The sequence below is a fragment of the Sulfurospirillum sp. genome, assembly GCF_036802865.1.
In the GTDB taxonomy this organism is placed as follows: Bacteria; Campylobacterota; Campylobacteria; order Campylobacterales; family Sulfurospirillaceae; genus Sulfurospirillum.
The window spans coordinates 351,872-368,956 of the sequence record NZ_DAIRVK010000002.1; the positions used below are offsets into that span (position 1 = coordinate 351,872).

Here is a 17,085-nt window from a genome sequence, read left to right on the forward strand (position 1 = left end):
GTACTATTACTAAAATCCAGTCAAAAAAAGGGGTAATTATGGTTCAAAAAACAAGTAAAATCATCTACACACAAGTAGATGAAGCTCCCGCACTCGCAACGTATTCTTTGTTACCGATTGTTAAAGCATTTACCGCAAGTTCCAATATTGAGATTGAAACCAGAGATATTTCATTATCAGGTCGTATTCTTGCAAACTTCCCTGACAATTTAACCGCTGCACAAAAGATCAATGATGATCTTACCTTCTTGGGAGAACTCGCAAATCAACCAGAAGCCAATATTATTAAATTACCAAATATCAGTGCTTCTTTGCCACAACTTCAAGGAGCCATTAAAGAGCTTCAAGAAAAGGGTTATAGTATTCCTAATTACCCAGAAAATCCTGCAAATGAAACCGAAAAAGAGATCAAAGCGCGCTATGCCAAAGTTTTGGGAAGTGCCGTTAACCCAGTACTTCGAGAAGGAAACTCTGACAGACGAGCTCCATTATGCGTAAAAGAGTACGCACGTAAAAATCCACATCGTATGGGAAAATGGACCAGTGATTCTGCATCGCATGTTGCATACATGAACGAGGGTGATTTTTACGGTAATGAAAAATCTGTGACTGTGCCAGAAGCAACCACCGTTCGTATTGAACTTGTTGGAAAAGACGGTACAACGACAGTTTTAAAAGAAAAATTAGCACTTTTAAAAGATGAAATTATTGATGGTACCTATATGAGTAGCAAGAAACTTTCAGCATTTTTTGAAGCGCAAATAGAGGATGCTAAAAAAACGGGCATTTTACTCTCATTGCATCTAAAAGCAACGATGATGAAAGTAAGCGATCCGATTATGTTTGGATACGCAGTCAAAGTCTTTTTCAAAGACGTTTTTGAGAAACATGCAACACTCTTTAAAGAAATTGGTGTAAATGCTAACAATGGTCTTGGTGATCTTTACACTAAAATTGCAACACTTCCTGAAGCTCAAAAAGCGCTCATTGAGGCAGATATTAAAGCGTGTTATACCAAACGTCCTAAACTTGCGATGGTCAATTCTGACAAAGGTATTACGAATTTACATGTACCAAGTGATGTGATTATTGATGCATCTATGCCTGCGTGTATTCGTGAGTCTGGTCGTATGTGGGGTGAAGATGGTGCATTGCACGATACAAAAGCACTCATTCCAGACCGCTGTTATGCGCGTATTTACGAAGAGACAATGAACTTTTGTAAGAAAAATGGCGCACTTGACCCTAAAACAATGGGTTCTGTTCCAAACGTAGGTCTTATGGCTCAAAAAGCAGAAGAATACGGCTCTCACGATAAAACATTCCAATGCGAAATGGATGGTGTTGTTCGTATTGTAGAGATTGCGAGTGGTAAAGTCTTGATGGAACACAGCGTTGAACAAGGCGATATTTACCGTGCATGTCAAGCAAAAGATGCACCGATTCGCGATTGGGTAAAACTTGCTGTAAATCGTGCACGTCTGAGTAACACGCCTGCTATTTTCTGGCTTGATCCTGTGCGTGCTCACGATGCTCAAATGATTAAAAAAGTCGAAAAATATCTTAAAGAGTATGATCTTAAAAATCTTGATATTAAAATTATGACCCCAGAAGAGGCAATTCGTGAATCTTTAGCGCGTATTGTTAAAGGACTCGATACGATTGCCGTAACGGGTAACGTTTTACGTGATTACCTCACCGATCTTTTCCCTATTTTAGAAGTAGGAACTTCGGCTAAAATGCTCTCCATTGTTCCATTGATGAGTGGTGGTGGATTGTTTGAAACCGGTGCGGGTGGTTCTGCTCCAAAACACGTTCAGCAATTTGTGGAAGAGAATCACTTGCGTTGGGATTCGCTCGGTGAATTTATGGCGTTAACTGCTTCTCTTGAGCATTTGGATAACGTTGTTGGCAATAAAAAAGCGTCTATCTTAGCTAAAACACTTGATGCTGCAACAGGTAAGTTCTTGGATAACAACAAATCACCTTCTGCAAAAGTAGGTGAATTAGATAACCGTGGAAGCCATTTTTATCTTGCGATGTACTGGGCCGAAGCCCTTGCACAACAAAGTGATGATAAAGCATTGGCTGAACAGTTTAATCCACTTTTTGAAACACTTAAAGCCAATGAGAGTAAAATTGTTGGTGAGCTTAATGCGGCACAAGGCAAAGCCATTGATATGGGTGGGTACTATAAACCTGATTTTGAAAAAACAAGTAAAGCAATGCGCCCAAGTGCTACGTTCAATAGTGCTTTGGATGCAATCAAAGCGTAATTTTGATTTATATGTAAAGAAGGAGTCTCATTGTCACAAGGAAAAAAAGTCTCTATTATTGGAGCAGGAAACGTAGGCGCAACGGTTTGCTATTGGCTTGCGATGCGTAAAAGTTGTCGCGAAATTGTGATGATAGACCTCGTTGAGGGCGTTGCCATTGGCAAAGCCCTTGACATTTCTCAAGCTACCAGTCCAGAGGGCAGTCATGCCCTTATTAGTGCGTCAAGTGATTATAAACATATTGCCAACAGTGATATTGTGGTTATTACTGCGGGAAGCCCACGGAAGCCTGGCATGAGTAGAGATGATCTTTTAATGATCAATGCTAAAATCACGAAAGGCATCATCGAACAAGTTCAAACTTATGCCCCAGAAGCCATCATCATTACCGTTTCTAATCCTTTGGATGCGATTACGTATGTTGCCCTTAAAACAGGCAATTATCCTCGTGGTCGCGTTATTGGTATGGCAGGTATTTTGGACAGTTCTCGTATGGAGACCTTTATTTCACAGAAGCTTGGTTTTGGTTACGGTCAAGTAACGGCAAGTGTTATGGGTGGACATGGCGATGATATGGTTCCATTACCTCGTTATTCCTCTGTGAACGGTGTAGCCCTTACGGATTTACTTAGTGATCTTGAAATTGATGAGATTATTGAAAAAACACGTCATGGTGGCGCTGAAATTGTAGGCTATATGGGAACATCCGCGTATTATGCACCTGCTAACTCAACTGTAAAGATGATTGAAGCTATTTTAAGTGATGCTCGTACCATTTTTCCGTGTGCTGTATTGCTTGATGGCGAGTATGGTTACCATGACATCGTAAATGGTGTTCCTGTTGTTTTGGGTGCTAATGGTGTCGAAGAAATCGTAGAGTTACCTCTCAATTTAAATGAACAACACCAATTTGCCAAAAGTGTTGCATCCGTGAAAAATCTTTTAGAGACGTTGGAAAAAAATAATTTCTTTACGGCCTAATATTTACCTCTAAAATCCTAATGAGAGCCATAAATGTATGGTTCTCACTTTTCCTTTCCTTGATATTCTGCATTTTTTAATCACAATAGACATACTTTCAATATTGATATTTTATAAATTAAAAGAGATAAGCGCAATCTTTACTGTGTATTTATGTCATCAAAATAGAATAAACGGTGATAATTAATTAAGTATTAAATTGTACAATTGTGTTTTTAAGATGAATATTCTAGAAAATCAGGAGTTTCTGATGCCACAAGGTAAAAAAGTTTCCATTATAGGTACAGGTAATGTTGGTGCAACGGTGTGTTATTGGCTCTCTATGCGAAAAAGATGTAGAGAAATTGTTATGATTGACAGGCATGGTGTTGTTGCACATGGTAAAGCACTGGATATTTTGCAAGCAACAAGCCCAGAAGGGAGTCCTACTCGAATATATAATTCAACAGATTATGCCATGGTTGCGAATAGTGATGTTGTTGTTATAACAGCGGGAAGTCCAAGAAAGCCTGGAATGAGCAGAGATGACTTATTGATTTTGAACGCTGGTATAACAGAACAAGTCATTCACGAAGTCCGAAAATACGCTCCTAATGCTATTGTGATTATGGTTTCAAATCCTTTGGATGCGATGACATACACGGCTCTTAAAGCAGGCTGTTATCCGCGTAATCAGGTGATTGGAATGGCAGGAATTTTAGACAGTGCTCGGATGGAAACATTCATATCTGAAAAATTGGGTTTTGGGTACGGTCAAGTAACAGCAAGTGTTATTGGAGGGCATGGCGATAATATGGTTCCACTGCCTCGTTACTCATCGGTCAATGGTGTTGCCCTTACTGATTTGTTAAGCGATGAAGAAATTAAAGAGATAATTGAGCAAACAAGAGAGGGTGGTGCGGAGATTGTGGGTTATATGGGAACATCTGCTTATTACGCACCTGCAAACTCAGTTGTGAAAATGATAGAAGCCATTATTGGTGATGCTAGAGCAATTTTTCCTTGTGCTGTTTTATTAGAAGGAGAATATGGTTATAATGACATTGTAAACGGTGTACCCGTTGTTTTAGGTGCTCATGGTGTTGAAAAAGTTCTTGAGCTACCCCTTAATTTAGATGAACAAAAACAGTTTGCAAAAAGTGTGAATTCTGTAGCAGAATTGTTAGAAGTATTACGAAAAAACAATTTTTTTACGGTATAAATTCTTTTGTTAACTTAAATTAGAGACAAAAAAAACATATAGTTAAGATTTTTATTGATTATGATGTTCAGATAACTATAGAGTCTTGGTATCGAAAGTTTAATTTAAGTCAATGCAGGGAGGTTTTATGAATATCCATGAGTATCAGGCAAAAGAGATCTTTAAAAGATACAATGTTCCCACACCAAGAGGCTATGTAGCTTTTAGTGTTGAAGAGGCTGTTGAAAACGCTAAGAAACTTGGTGGTTCTATTTGGGTTGTCAAGGCACAAATTCACGCAGGTGGACGAGGTCTTGGCGGTGGCGTAAAACTTGCACGTAGTTTAGACGAAGTCAAGACACTTGCAAACGAAATTCTTGGCATGACTTTGGTCACGCATCAAACAGGACCTGCGGGCAAACTGGTTCAAAAAGTTTACATTGAAGAGGGCGCTGACATCGCAGATGAGCTTTACCTTGGTGTTGTTTTAGATCGCGCTCGTGAAATGCCTGTTATTATGGCATCTCGTGAAGGTGGTATGGAGATTGAAAAAGTAGCAGCTACCTCACCTGAAAAGATTATCAAAGTAGCCGTTGATCCTTTTATTGGTTTTCAAGCCTTTCATGGTAGAGAACTTGCTTACGGATTAGGTCTTGCACAAGAAGAGATTAGTAGTTTTATTAAATTTGCAGCAGCACTGTATAAAGTCTATATGGAAAATGATGCAGAGATGATCGAAATCAATCCTTTGGTTAAAACTAAAAGTGGTGCATTTATAGCGCTTGATGGTAAAATGGGCTTTGATGACAATGCACTGTTCCGTCATCCAGAGATCGAAGCAATGCGTGATGAAAGTGAAGAAAACCCAATCGAACGCGAAGCGTCAGGATTTGGACTAAGTTACGTCAAACTTGATGGCAATGTTGGCTGTATGGTCAATGGTGCAGGTCTTGCAATGGGTACGATGGATACCATCAACTACGTAGGTGGAAATCCTGCAAACTTCTTAGACGTGGGCGGCGGAGCTAATGCTCAAACCGTTGCAAAAGGCTTTGAGATTATCCTCAAAGATCCAAACGTCAAATCAATCTTTGTAAATATTTTTGGTGGTATTGTGAGATGCGATCGTATTGCAAATGGTATTTTGGAAGCGACTAAATTAGTCGATGTTCATGTTCCAGTCATCGTTCGTCTTGATGGTACAAATGCTAAAGAAGCAGCCGAAATTCTTAAAAATGCAAATATCAAAAATATTATTACAGCAAGTGATCTTAACGATGGTGCTATTAAAGCTGTCGCTGCTGCTAAAGGAAATTAATTATGAGCATATTGATTGATAAAAATACAAAAGTCATCGTTCAAGGTTTTACAGGTAAAGAGGGAAGCTTTCATGCAGAACAATGTTTAGCATACGGTACTAAAATCGTTGGTGGTGTTACGCCTGGTAAAGGTGGCACAACTCACCTTGGACAACCTGTGTTTAACACTGTTCGTGAAGCGGTTGACGCAACTGGTGCAACTGTGAGTATGGTATTCGTTCCACCTGCTTTCGTAGGTGATGCTGTTTTGGAAGCGGCTGATGCTGGCATTGAACTTTCTGTGATTATTACAGAAGGCTCACCTGTACGTGATATGCAAAGAGCAAAAGCGTATGCAGTGAAAAAAGGTATGAAAACCATTGGACCAAACTGCCCAGGAATCATTACGGCTGAAGAGTGTAAAATCGGCATTATGCCAGGTTCTATTTTCAAAAAAGGTAACATTGGTTTGATTAGTAAATCAGGCACATTGACCTATGAAGGTGCAAACCAAGTGTGCAATGAAGGATTTGGTATCACCACTGCAGTTGGTATTGGTGGAGATCCTATTATAGGGCTTTCGTATATACAACTTCTTTCATTATTTGAAGCAGACCCTGAGACTGAGGCGATTGTTATGATCGGTGAAATCGGTGGTGACCTTGAAATCCAAGCAGCAAAATACATTAAAGAGCATATTAAAAAACCTGTTGTTGCTTTTATCGCAGGTCAGAGTGCGCCTAAAGGTAAACGTATGGGACATGCTGGTGCTATTATCAGTGGAAGTGCAGGCACTGCTGCTGAGAAAATGGAAGCGCTTTCAAATGCAGGTGTTCATGTCGTAAAATCTCCTGCTGAAATTGGAAAAAAGATAGCGGAAGTTTTGAAAAAATAATAATGATTAAGTGAGCTAGATGGTGCACTATTGTACAATCTAGCTACTATTAATATTACATTGTGAAGCAAAGATATGATAAAGGAGAGAGAAGGATGGGTTTAATCACTGCTCCAAGTAATACACCGGTATGGGTTAACGTCGCTAGGTGTAAAGCTTGTGATATTTGTGTCAGTATGTGTCCAGCAGGTGTTTTGGGAATGGTTCAAGCACCAAATTCGACACTAGGATCAATGATAGAGGTTGTTGTTCCAGACGCCTGTATTGGCTGTAGGGATTGTGAATTACATTGTCCTGATTTTGCTATTTACGTAGCAGACAAAAGCGAATTTAAATTTGCAAAACTTTCAGAGAGTTCTAAAGAGAGAGCTGAGAAAGTTAAACAAAATAAATTTAAAAAACTGACTGCATAAGGATCATTGATGGCAAGAGAAGTAATATCAAGCGGCAATGCGTTGGTAGCAAAAGCGGCAGTTGAATGTGGATGTAAATTTTTTGGCGGATATCCTATTACGCCTTCAAGTGAAATTGCAGAAGATTTAAGCAAGCTCCTTCCAAAAGTGGGTGGTAAATTTATTCAAATGGAAGATGAAATCGCAGGTATTTGTGTATCTTTAGGTGCTTCCATGAGTGGTACTAAGTCTATGACAGCTTCATCAGGTCCTGGAATTTCACTCAAATCTGAACAAATTGGTTACAGCTTTATCACCGAAGTTCCTTTGGTTATTGTAAACGTTATGCGTGGTGGGCCTTCTACGGGTCTTCCTACACGTGTTTCTCAAGCCGATATCGGTCAAGCAAAATACCCAACACACGGTGATTTTGCCTCAATTTCACTCTGTCCTGGTAGTCTTGAAGAAGCGTATACTGAAACTGTAAGAGCATTTAATATTGCTGAAAAATACATGACACCCGTTTTTGTACTTTTAGATGAAACACTTGGTCACATGCATGGAAAAGCAATGCTTCCTGATCTTGCAGATATCGAGAAAAGTGTTGTAAAACGTGCTGAATTTACAGGGGATCCAAAAGATTACAAACCTTATGCAGCAGGTCCAACAGAGCCAGCAGTGTTGAATCCTTTCTTTAAAGGTTATCACTATCACGTAACAGGGCTTCACCATGGTGACATGGGCTTCCCAACAGAAGACGGTGCAGCATGTGAGTACAACATTGAGCGCTTAATGAATAAAATCAATACAAAAACAGATGATTTAGTGCATTACGAAGAGTTTATGCTTGATGATGCAGATGTTTGTATTATCGCTTATGGAAGTATCAGCCGTGGTGCTAAAGAGGCTGTTATGAAACTTCGTCAAGATGGTATTAAAGCAGGTCTATTTAGACCAATTACCCTTTGGCCAAGCCCTGTTGCTAAACTTCAAGAAATCGGTAAGAAATTCAAGAAGATCATGGTAACGGAACTTAACATGGGACAGTACTTAGAAGAGATTCAGCGTGTTATGAAACGAGACGATTTTGCGACATTGCACAAAGCAAACGGTCGTCCAATCGCTCCACTTGAAATGGTTGCTAAAGTTAAGGAGATGATCTAATGGCATTTAATTACGATAAATATCTACGTGTAGATAAAATGCCAACCTTATGGTGTTGGGGTTGTGGTGATGGCGTTATCTTAAAATCTGTTATTCGTGCTATCGATACAATGGGTTGGGATATGAACGATGTGTGTGTTGTTTCTGGTATTGGTTGTAGTGGACGTTTTAGTTCATACATCGACTGTAATACGGTTCACACAACGCATGGTCGTGCAATTGCGTATGCAACAGGTATTAAGCTTGCAAATCCTGAAAAACATGTCATTGTTGTCACTGGTGATGGTGATGGTTTAGCGATTGGTGGTAACCATACGATTCATGGTTGTAGAAGAAACATTGATCTTAACCATGTTTTGATTAACAACTTTATCTATGGTTTGACCAATTCTCAAACAAGTCCAACAACGCCACAAGGCTTTTGGACATCAACCGCAAACTACGGTAACGTTGATCCAACGTTTGATGCTGCAAAATTAGCAGATGCTGCAGGTGCAACCTTCGTTGCGCGTGAGTCTGTACTTGACCCACAAAAATTGGAAAAAATGTTTGTAGCAGGATTCTCTCATAAAGGGTATTCGTTCTTTGATGTGTTCTCTAATTGTCACATCAACCTTGGACGTAAAAACAAAATGGGTGAAGCGGTACAAAACCTTGAGTGGATTGAAAATCGCATTGTGGGTAAAAAGAAATTTGATCTCTTAAGTGATGAAGAGCGTGTGGATAAATTCCCAACAGGTATCCTCAAACAAGAAGAGGGCAAACTCGAATACTGTGACGCGTATGACAAAGTTATTTACGCAGCACAAAATAAAACAACCGTAGCGCTATAAGGAGCCCCTGATGAGAAGACAATTACGTTTCGTAGGTGTGGGTGGTCAGGGCGTTATCTTGGCAGGTGAGATTTTAGCGGTTGCAAAGATCAAAGAGGGCGGTTATGGTGTAAAAGCCTCTACCTATACTTCTCAAGTACGTGGTGGACCAACAAAAGTTGACATTTTACTGGATGAAAGCGAGATTTTATTTCCTTATGCCAATGAGGGTGAAATCGAGTTTATGATTGCAACAGCACAAGTCAGTTTCAATCAATTTAAAAGTGGTGTAAAACCAGGTGGCATCATCGTTGTAGAGCCAAATTTGGTTACTGTCAATGAGGAGGATCGTAAAAAATGGAAGATCATTGAAATTCCTATTATTACGATTGCGAAAGAAGAAGTTGGAAATGTTATTACGCAATCTGTTGTAGCACTTTCAATTACAGTAGAGATGACACAAGTACTTGCACATGACTTAGTACGCGAAGTTATGCTCTCAAAAGTACCTGAAAAAGTACATGCTGCTAACAATACAGCGTATGATCTTGGTGTTAAATACGCTAAAGAAGCGCTCGCTAAACTTTAAAATTTTAAGCTCTTTGGAAAATATGCCAAAGAGCTTTTCCTCATATTCTTACTGAAATTGACTTAACTTTTGATTGAGTGATTCTGCTAATTTAGAGAGATGATCTGCAGCACTGGCTATCTCTTCCACACTTCTGGCATTTTCACTGGTAATAGAGTTTATGTTGGTCACAAGATTCACAATTTTATCGGTATCTTTTTCAATGATATTAGAGTTATTTGCACTTATTATGACAGACTCTATACTTTCAGCCATGACACTTGTCGTTGAAACGATCGTCTCTTCAACATCGGTTGAGACAGTTGCTAACCGCCTAATGTTTTGAGCATTTTTCGTCATCTTATCGGATGAATTGACAATTGATTGAACAATGATATTAATGGTTGCATTGATCTCATTGAGTGAAGATTGTGTGCGTTCTGCTAGTTTCCTCACTTCATCAGCAACGACTGCAAAGCCTCGACCGTGTTCTCCTGCTCTTGCTGCTTCGATGGCAGCATTAAGTGCTAGTAAATTCGTTTGGTCTGCAATATCAGAGATAACCGTTAAAATTTGTTTGACTTGTTCCGCATCTTTACTCATTTGCTCTAATTGCCCAGCAAGAGCGGTCTCTTCTTCACTGGCAAGTTCTACTTCATCTTTAAGTTTAATGACTTCATTTTTAGCAGATTCAAGTTTATCACCTGCAATACTAATATTTTTTTTCATTGATGCCGAAAGGAGAGCGGTTTCTTGAACAAACTTTTTAATGGAAACAATCTCTTCAATGGTATTATTAACAATCACTGTACTATGCTCAGCATTGCGACCTATTTGCATACTGGTGGTACTTAGTTCATGTGAAACAGAAGCATTTTCATTGGATGAGTGTTTAACATCTTCAATAATGACTTCTAAGGTTGTGACTAGGTCGTTAAAGCTATTAACTATATCTTGAATTTCATTGTTCTTGCCGTAGTTGATTCTAAATTTCAGATTTTTATTTTTTACAAAGCCTGATATCCCATCGTGAATAAGGGTAACACCTTGCATGATATTGTTACGAATGATAAAGCTTAAAATAATGACACCCATAATGACTAAGAGCGATAAACCAATCATCATCGTTGACGCACTGCTTTTTTCAGTAGCAGCTTCTCCAGCTCCAGCAAAGGCTCTCTCTTTTTTTAAATTGATATATTCATGAAGTGTATTGATTTCTGACTCAACAATGGAACGATTTTCATATATAAAAGCAAGTGCTTCTGTATTTTTATTTTCATCTGAGAGTTTTAATACTTTGTTATTTAATGCTGCATATGCAACAAAATGATCTTGAATAATTTTAAAGTATTCTCTACCTTTTGGGGTAATAAGATGAGGCTCATATTTTTTAGAGTTTTCTTCAAAAGAACGTTGAGCGTCAAGCAATCTCTTTTCGATCGCTTTTTTATTTTCTTTATCTGTGTTTGCGATATGTTCCAATATGCGAATGCGCATCGTATAAAAGTTTTCTTGCATGTCATTTAAAATTAAAATACTAGGGAGTGAATCAATATTACACTGATTTGTCTCTTCATAAACTTTACCCATCTTATTCATACCAATGCTAAAGACAGCAATAATTCCTATAATGGCAATAGTCAGCATCGTCATTAGTTGTTTGGATATACTCATTTTATTCTCCTTCTAATCAAAATTTATTCTTAACTATAATATCAATATAAAAAACTAAATATAAGTTAATAAATTTCGGTTTTTTTTACAAAATTTCGGAATTATGTGGAAAGTTAGTGATGAATACCTAAACGAAACGCTTTTGGTGTCATTTTATAATGAGATTTAAAAAAACGTGTAAATTCAGAAGGATTATCAAATGCAAGGATTGTGGCAATTTGCGTAATAGTTAAAGGCCTATATTTAAGAAGGTAAAGTGCTTCTTTAAGTATTCGGTGATGAACATATGACAAAGCACTTTGTCCAAGTGTCTCTTTTATGGTTTCACCTAGATGCTTTGAGGTTATATCTAGCAATTTTGCATAATCTGAGATCTTTCTATACTCCAAAAAATGTTTTTCAATCAACTCAAGATAACAATGTGTTATTTGTTGCGCTCTCGTTTTAAACATGGCATCAGATGTGTTTTGATCTTTTTTACTGCGTTTAAGAATAAAAAGAAGCTTTAAAATATGAAGTTTTACAATGGTTGTATAATCTTCTTGCTGCTCATGAAGTTCGGTATTTATATCTTCATACATAGAGTATACAGATGAAAATAGTGATGTTTTTAGTATGGCTGGTTGTAGATTTTTTATATGAAAATCAAAAAGATCTTGAATGCTTTGAGCTAGTAGCTTTGGTTGATTAGCTTTAATATAGGATTCGGAGAAGAGAAGAATATAAATTTGTGTTGTTTCTGTAATGTTTTCAAAATGGTAGATAGTATTTGGTGGGATAAGCTGTAATGACTGCTTTGGAATAAGATACTCATATTGATTGAGATTACGTTTTAATTCGCCCTCTAAACAAAGCAATAAGGCATAAAAATCAAATTTTATAGGAATATTTTTTTTTAAAGTGACCTCTTTTTCCAGTATAGCAACCCCCTGACATTCAAAATCGTCACGATAGAGATCCATACCAAATTTGGGATTTTTGACAAAAGAGTGTTTATAAACTTTAAGCGCTTCCTCTAATTGTAACAAAGACATTTTTACTCCAATAGCTACTATGCAAAAGTACGGAAATTATAATATAAAAATATGTAGAAATAGATGAGTAATTGTTAGGGGTACGTTAATCTAGCAGAATATACCACTTTTATAATATTATAAAATAGTTTATTATTTAAAGCTCTTCATATTCATAACCAGAAGAGCTTTATTCGTATTATCTACAAAAATTTCTTATTTCTCATCCGCTAAATATTTGAACAAAGATGTACTCCAATCTTTTTTTGCCAATAGATTTTTATACTCTTGTGCTTTGTCATGGAGTTCTTCGTCGGTAATTTTTAAAGCACGATGAACGGCAAAAGGTTGTGTGAAAATCATCTGAGTAAAAATCACCATCGTTTGCAATGGTTTTAAAATCTCACTCATGGATGCCTGAACATACGCACCCGTTTGATAGGCATATTCTGGTGAGCCTACGGTTACTACTATTTTAAACTCTTTTCCCTCAAGTTTATACCCTTCACTACCATATGCAAAGCCATATTCTAAGACTTTATCTTGCCAATCTTTTAAAAGACCGGGTGTGCTAAACCAATAAAGAGGAAATTGAAAAACAATTCTATCATGCGATAGGAGCAATGCTTGTTCTTTCTTAACATCAATATCATGGATGGAGGTATAGTTTGCATAGAGGTCATGAACCGTAATATCAGACTCATCTTTGATGGCTTCGAGTAGGGTTTTGTTAAGTCTTGATTGATCCATGTGTGGATGAGCAAGTAAAATTAATGTTTTTTTCACGATAATCCTTTGTATTTAAGTTTGGAAAATTTATCTTAAATACACTTGCATTATCCTTATAGAAATAAAAGTAAGTAATGGAGTTTTGTATCGAAAAAAGAGGAAAGTTTATTCTAGAAAAACAACCAAACCAGTAAAACTACTCCGAAGCCAAGATTGAACCAGCTTACACCATCATCAAAGAGTTTAATTAACATTTCGTAGTTTAATTTTTCAAGTATATCAGGATGCAAGCTCAGCCCATTTTGTGCATATTGAACAATGTCTGCTGCCCAGAAATAGGCAACAATTTCAGGAGCGATAAAGAAAAGAACGACACCTAAAATTCCCCAAATTGTTTTTTGAGGTTTCATGTCCAGAAGCGCTTTTTTAGTGGCAGGGTGACGTGCAATTTTTCGGAGTTTTTCTTTCACGCAAGACCTTTGGGAAGTTTAAATTGTGGAGCGGGTGACGAGAATCGGACTCGCTACTTTCAGCTTGGGAAGCTAACACTCTACCAATGAGTTACACCCGCATTTTAAAGCAGGCATTATAGCATAGGTAGCTGTTGATGTCGACAAAATCTTTACATGTAAAAGTAAACTTTAGATTTTGTGCATAGTTTTAAAAGTGCTATTTCTTTCAAACTTCACTGCTCTATAATAATCTAAAATGAAATAAAGGAGTTAGTCATGGATTATCGAATTGAAAAAGACACCATGGGTGAGATTAAAGTTCCTAATGAGCGTTATTGGGGTGCCCAGACGGAGCGAAGTTTAGAAAACTTTAAAATCGGTACAGAGAAAATGCCAAAAGAGCTTATCCGTGCTTTTGCACTTTTGAAACGCTCCCTAGCCAGTGTGAATTTAAGGCTAAAAAAACTAGATGCTAAAAAAGCAGAAGCCATTATCCAAGCTTGCGATGAAATTCTTGCAGGAAAATTTGACGGTGAGTTTCCTCTCGCCATTTGGCAAACGGGAAGTGGTACCCAGACCAATATGAATCTCAATGAAGTCATTGCCAACCGTGCGACAGAAATTTTAGGCGGTGATTTTCGAAAAGAGAAACTTGTACATCCGAACGATCATGTCAATATGTCACAAAGCTCAAACGATACGTTTCCTACAGCCATGCACATAGCCAGCGTCATTGAAATTGAAGAGCAACTGCTCCCTTCCTTAGAAAAGCTTAAAGAGGCATTGGAAGCCAAAGAAAAAGAGTTTACAGGCATCATTAAAATAGGGCGAACACACCTTCAAGACGCTACTCCGTTAACACTTGGTCAAGAGTTTAGTGGCTATCGCAGTATGCTAGAACACTCCTCTTCACATATTCTTTTAGCACTTGAATCCTTGCGTGAGCTTGCCATTGGTGGAACGGCTGTGGGGACAGGCATCAATGCACATCCAAAACTCAGTGAATTTGTGAGCGAAGAGCTGAGTAATCTCACAGGCAAAATGTTTGTTTCTTCGCCCAATAAATTCCACGCACTAACATCGCATGATGCGCTTGTCTTTGCCAGTGGCGCGAATAAAGGTTTGGCTGCAAATCTGATGAAAATAGCTAACGATATTAGGTGGCTTGCTTCGGGTCCACGTTGTGGTATTGGTGAGCTTAACATTCCTGAAAATGAACCGGGAAGTTCCATTATGCCTGGTAAAGTTAACCCAACCCAAGCTGAAGCGGTGACAATGGTCGCGTGCCAAGTGTTTGGTTCAGACACGGCGATTGCATTTGGTGCCAGTCAAGGTAACTTTGAACTCAATGTCTTTAAACCCGTCATCATCCTTAACTTCTTGCAGCAAGTAAGACTTTTAGCCGATGTGATGGAGTCATTTCGTATCCATTGTGTGGAGGGCATTGAAGCCAATAGCGAGAAGATTGCTCACAACCTTCACAACTCTTTGATGCTTGTGACCGCACTCAATCCTTACATTGGGTATGAAAATGCAGCTAAGGTGGCAAAGCTTGCGCACAAAGAGCATTTAAGCCTTAAAGAAGCATGCGTGAAGCTTTCACTCTTAAGCCCTGAAGAGTTTGACCGTTATGTTATTCCTTCAGAGATGATTCATCCCAAAGAGTAAAACGGCTTGCGTAGCAACTAAAATGTGGTTGTTACGCTTTCCCTGTAAAGATTTTCATACGGCATAACTCTTGCATAGTTGTATAAAAATTTTCAAGGAGTTATTTTGGAAACTATAGTTAATGGTGTTATAAAACTACTGCAAAAAAATGAACGAAAAATAGGTTCTGAAGCCCCTGCTATCTGCTTAGATATGTTAAATGGCGAAATCAAAGTCATTGGCATGATGGCAACCAAAGTGCAAGTGATGATTACTTTGCCTTTTCATCACTCGCTGAGTGATCATCTTCAAAAAGTTATTGCTAAGTATCACGATCAAGCGTTTATTTACGTCATCAGTAGTCACGCTTTAGATCAAACACATAACCTTGAATGTTCATCAACGGATTTTGTTGAATTTGCAAAGAAATTTGGTGTTTACATTGATGATACAGTGTGTGCGAAGTCTGTTTTTGTCATCAATAAAGATGGGCAATTTGTCTATAAAGAGATAACCCGTGACGTTGAAGATGAGCTTGATCTTGAGATGTTAGAAACCAAGCTCGAGGAAGCGATTCATTTTAAGAAAAAAGGGCATGTGCATGAAAATTGGATGGGTGCTTAGTGTTGTGTAAGCGCTTTTTTCTCAAAGACACTCCAACCGCATTCCAGCCATAAACGAGCACTTTGGTTAAAGAGTTCACTTTGCAGTGTGGCAACTTTGGCTTTGGTAGAAGCTAGATTGGCGATGGCACGACTCAGTTCATCTGCACTGATGAGTTGGTTGTCAAAACGACCTTGTGTGAGCTTTGTGTAGGATTCACTTGCTTTTTCTTCAAGCAATGCGCTTTGTAACTGTGCTTGAACCGTTCTAATTTCTAACTGTGTATTTTCAACCTCTAAACTCACTTGTTGTTTGTACTCTTCAAGATTGAAAAAAGCGGACATTTTGGAAGCACGCGCCGCGTCGATGTTGTGGGCATCGCTATAGCCATTAAACAGATTCCATGAAGCACTGAGTCCTACATAGCTTTTATCGGCATTGGTGTAACCATCGCCGTTTAATTCGAGTGAGTCACCTTGTCGTTTTAAAACGCCTACCATCGCAAGTGTTGGGTAGTTTTTACTTTTGGCTAATTCCACGCTGCTTTGTGCGACATCTATTGCTTTTGCCATTACATGTAAATCTTCGCGTTCATTTAAAGCCATCTCTTTAGTGGCAGTGTCATTAGGCAATTCAAAAACTTGTAGCGTGTTGCTTGAAAGCGTTTCTATCTTGGTATTGACAATGAGTGAGAGCTGGTTGAGGAGTTGTTTTTTTTGATTGCGATGGTGAAGCAGTTGCGCTTCAATGTCATACTTTTTCGCTTCAATAGCGTAGAGTTCGCTTTGTGCTAACAGACCATTGTCATAAAACCCTTTGGCTTTTTTATACGCTTGGTTAATGGCAAGTTCCGAGCTTTTTAATGCATCAATGACTTTGTCCTCTGCAATGATAGTACTGAAAAGCTGGGTAACATGCATGGCAAGATTGCGTTTGAGATTGGTTACTTTTAAGGTTGCTTGCTCATGCTCAAATTTGGCTTTATCGATGGCGGCTGAGATAGCAAAACCCGTAAAAAGGGGATAGCTTAAAACCAGCGCACCTTCCATGTGTTTACGTGTTCCCATATTGGCTGTTGTGACGGGGAAAGAGGGAAGATGCAGTGTCATAGTGGAAATTTCATTAAATTCAATGGCACTGAGTGTTGCATCTAATGAAGGAAGATTTTTACCTTGTGCTGCTTGGTAAAGCGATTCAGACGCATTTTCCAACTCTTTAGCACTTTTGTAGCTGTTACTCTTTTCCAATAAATTTAAAAGTTCAGTGTAGGTTTGTGCATATAAACATAAAGGCAGTAAAAACAGAAGTAAAAGTCGCATAAACCGTCCTTGCGAAACATCATGATTGTGAAGTTAATAGTATTGCTTATCCTATTAATTTGCTCTTAATCATAAAATA

At 38.3% G+C, this 17,085-nt stretch carries 16 protein-coding genes and 1 tRNA gene; 11 read left to right on the forward strand and 6 right to left on the reverse strand.

The features are described from left to right. The first annotated feature begins 38 nt into the window (after positions 1-38). From V7Q04_RS06160 to V7Q04_RS06200, 9 genes are all read left to right on the forward strand, one after another. On the forward strand, positions 39-2,276 hold the full coding sequence (locus V7Q04_RS06160; RefSeq protein WP_333804053.1) for an NADP-dependent isocitrate dehydrogenase: 2,238 nt from the start codon (positions 39-41) through the stop codon (positions 2,274-2,276). Positions 2,277-2,306: 30 nt separating this feature from the next. Beyond that, a complete protein-coding gene (gene mdh / locus V7Q04_RS06165) occupies positions 2,307-3,257 on the forward strand; it encodes a malate dehydrogenase (protein ID WP_333804055.1) in 951 nt (316 codons plus the stop codon). A gap of 250 nt (positions 3,258-3,507) precedes the next feature. Next, on the forward strand, positions 3,508-4,458 hold the full coding sequence (gene mdh, locus V7Q04_RS06170) for a malate dehydrogenase (protein ID WP_333804057.1): 951 nt from the start codon (positions 3,508-3,510) through the stop codon (positions 4,456-4,458). A 127-nt stretch (positions 4,459-4,585) separates the two neighbouring features. Next, positions 4,586-5,755 (forward strand): ADP-forming succinate--CoA ligase subunit beta, encoded by a 1,170-nt coding sequence (sucC, locus tag V7Q04_RS06175; protein WP_333804059.1) that lies wholly within the window; start codon positions 4,586-4,588, stop codon positions 5,753-5,755. A gap of 2 nt (positions 5,756-5,757) precedes the next feature. Further along, a complete protein-coding gene (sucD, locus tag V7Q04_RS06180) occupies positions 5,758-6,630 on the forward strand; it encodes a succinate--CoA ligase subunit alpha (protein ID WP_333804061.1) in 873 nt (290 codons plus the stop codon). Between the two features lie 95 nt (positions 6,631-6,725). Further along, complete coding sequence (locus V7Q04_RS06185; protein ID WP_333804063.1) at positions 6,726-7,043, forward strand: 4Fe-4S dicluster domain-containing protein; 318 nt, start codon at positions 6,726-6,728, stop codon at positions 7,041-7,043. Positions 7,044-7,052: 9 nt separating this feature from the next. Continuing rightward, the gene (locus V7Q04_RS06190; RefSeq protein ID WP_333804064.1) at positions 7,053-8,186 is read left to right on the forward strand and encodes a 2-oxoglutarate synthase subunit alpha; all 1,134 of its coding nucleotides are present in this window, start codon (positions 7,053-7,055) and stop codon (positions 8,184-8,186) included. Further along, positions 8,186-9,019, forward strand: coding sequence for a 2-oxoglutarate ferredoxin oxidoreductase subunit beta (locus tag V7Q04_RS06195; protein ID WP_333804065.1), 834 nt, complete (start codon positions 8,186-8,188; stop codon positions 9,017-9,019). The genes V7Q04_RS06190 and V7Q04_RS06195 overlap by 1 nt, the downstream gene beginning before the upstream one ends. Positions 9,020-9,029: 10 nt before the next feature. Then, positions 9,030-9,587 carry a 2-oxoacid:acceptor oxidoreductase family protein gene (locus V7Q04_RS06200; protein WP_333804066.1) on the forward strand — a complete coding sequence of 186 codons (558 nt, stop codon included), beginning with the start codon at positions 9,030-9,032 and terminating at the stop codon, positions 9,585-9,587. Positions 9,588-9,635: 48 nt separating this feature from the next. Here the strand turns inward: V7Q04_RS06200 and V7Q04_RS06205 are convergent, their stop codons facing one another. The 5 genes from V7Q04_RS06205 to V7Q04_RS06225 all read right to left on the reverse strand — a co-directional run bounded on the left by V7Q04_RS06205 (position 9,636) and on the right by V7Q04_RS06225 (position 13,556). Next, entirely contained in the window at positions 9,636-11,243 is a 1,608-nt protein-coding gene (locus V7Q04_RS06205) for a methyl-accepting chemotaxis protein (protein WP_333804067.1), read from the reverse strand. Positions 11,244-11,356: 113 nt separating this feature from the next. Further along, positions 11,357-12,277, reverse strand: a complete 921-nt coding sequence (locus V7Q04_RS06210) for a helix-turn-helix domain-containing protein (protein WP_333804068.1) — start codon at positions 12,275-12,277, stop codon at positions 11,357-11,359. A gap of 195 nt (positions 12,278-12,472) precedes the next feature. Next, positions 12,473-13,042 carry an NAD(P)H-dependent oxidoreductase gene (locus tag V7Q04_RS06215; protein ID WP_333804069.1) on the reverse strand — a complete coding sequence of 190 codons (570 nt, stop codon included), beginning with the start codon at positions 13,040-13,042 and terminating at the stop codon, positions 12,473-12,475. Positions 13,043-13,155: 113 nt separating this feature from the next. Then, complete coding sequence (locus tag V7Q04_RS06220; protein ID WP_333804071.1) at positions 13,156-13,455, reverse strand: hypothetical protein; 300 nt, start codon at positions 13,453-13,455, stop codon at positions 13,156-13,158. 26 nt (positions 13,456-13,481) lie between these two features. Beyond that, positions 13,482-13,556 (reverse strand) — tRNA-Gly (locus tag V7Q04_RS06225). 157 nt (positions 13,557-13,713) lie between these two features. On the opposite strand from V7Q04_RS06225, the gene fumC reads away from it, so the two are divergent. Both fumC and V7Q04_RS06235 read left to right on the forward strand, forming a co-directional pair. Next, positions 13,714-15,105, forward strand: a complete 1,392-nt coding sequence (fumC, locus tag V7Q04_RS06230) for a class II fumarate hydratase (protein WP_333804072.1) — start codon at positions 13,714-13,716, stop codon at positions 15,103-15,105. 105 nt (positions 15,106-15,210) lie between these two features. Beyond that, positions 15,211-15,708 carry a hypothetical protein gene (locus tag V7Q04_RS06235; protein WP_333804073.1) on the forward strand — a complete coding sequence of 166 codons (498 nt, stop codon included), beginning with the start codon at positions 15,211-15,213 and terminating at the stop codon, positions 15,706-15,708. Here the strand turns inward: V7Q04_RS06235 and V7Q04_RS06240 are convergent. After that, the gene (locus tag V7Q04_RS06240; protein ID WP_333804075.1) at positions 15,705-17,006 is read right to left on the reverse strand and encodes a TolC family protein; all 1,302 of its coding nucleotides are present in this window, start codon (positions 17,004-17,006) and stop codon (positions 15,705-15,707) included. The genes V7Q04_RS06235 and V7Q04_RS06240 overlap by 4 nt on opposite strands. Positions 17,007-17,085: the final 79 nt, after the last annotated feature.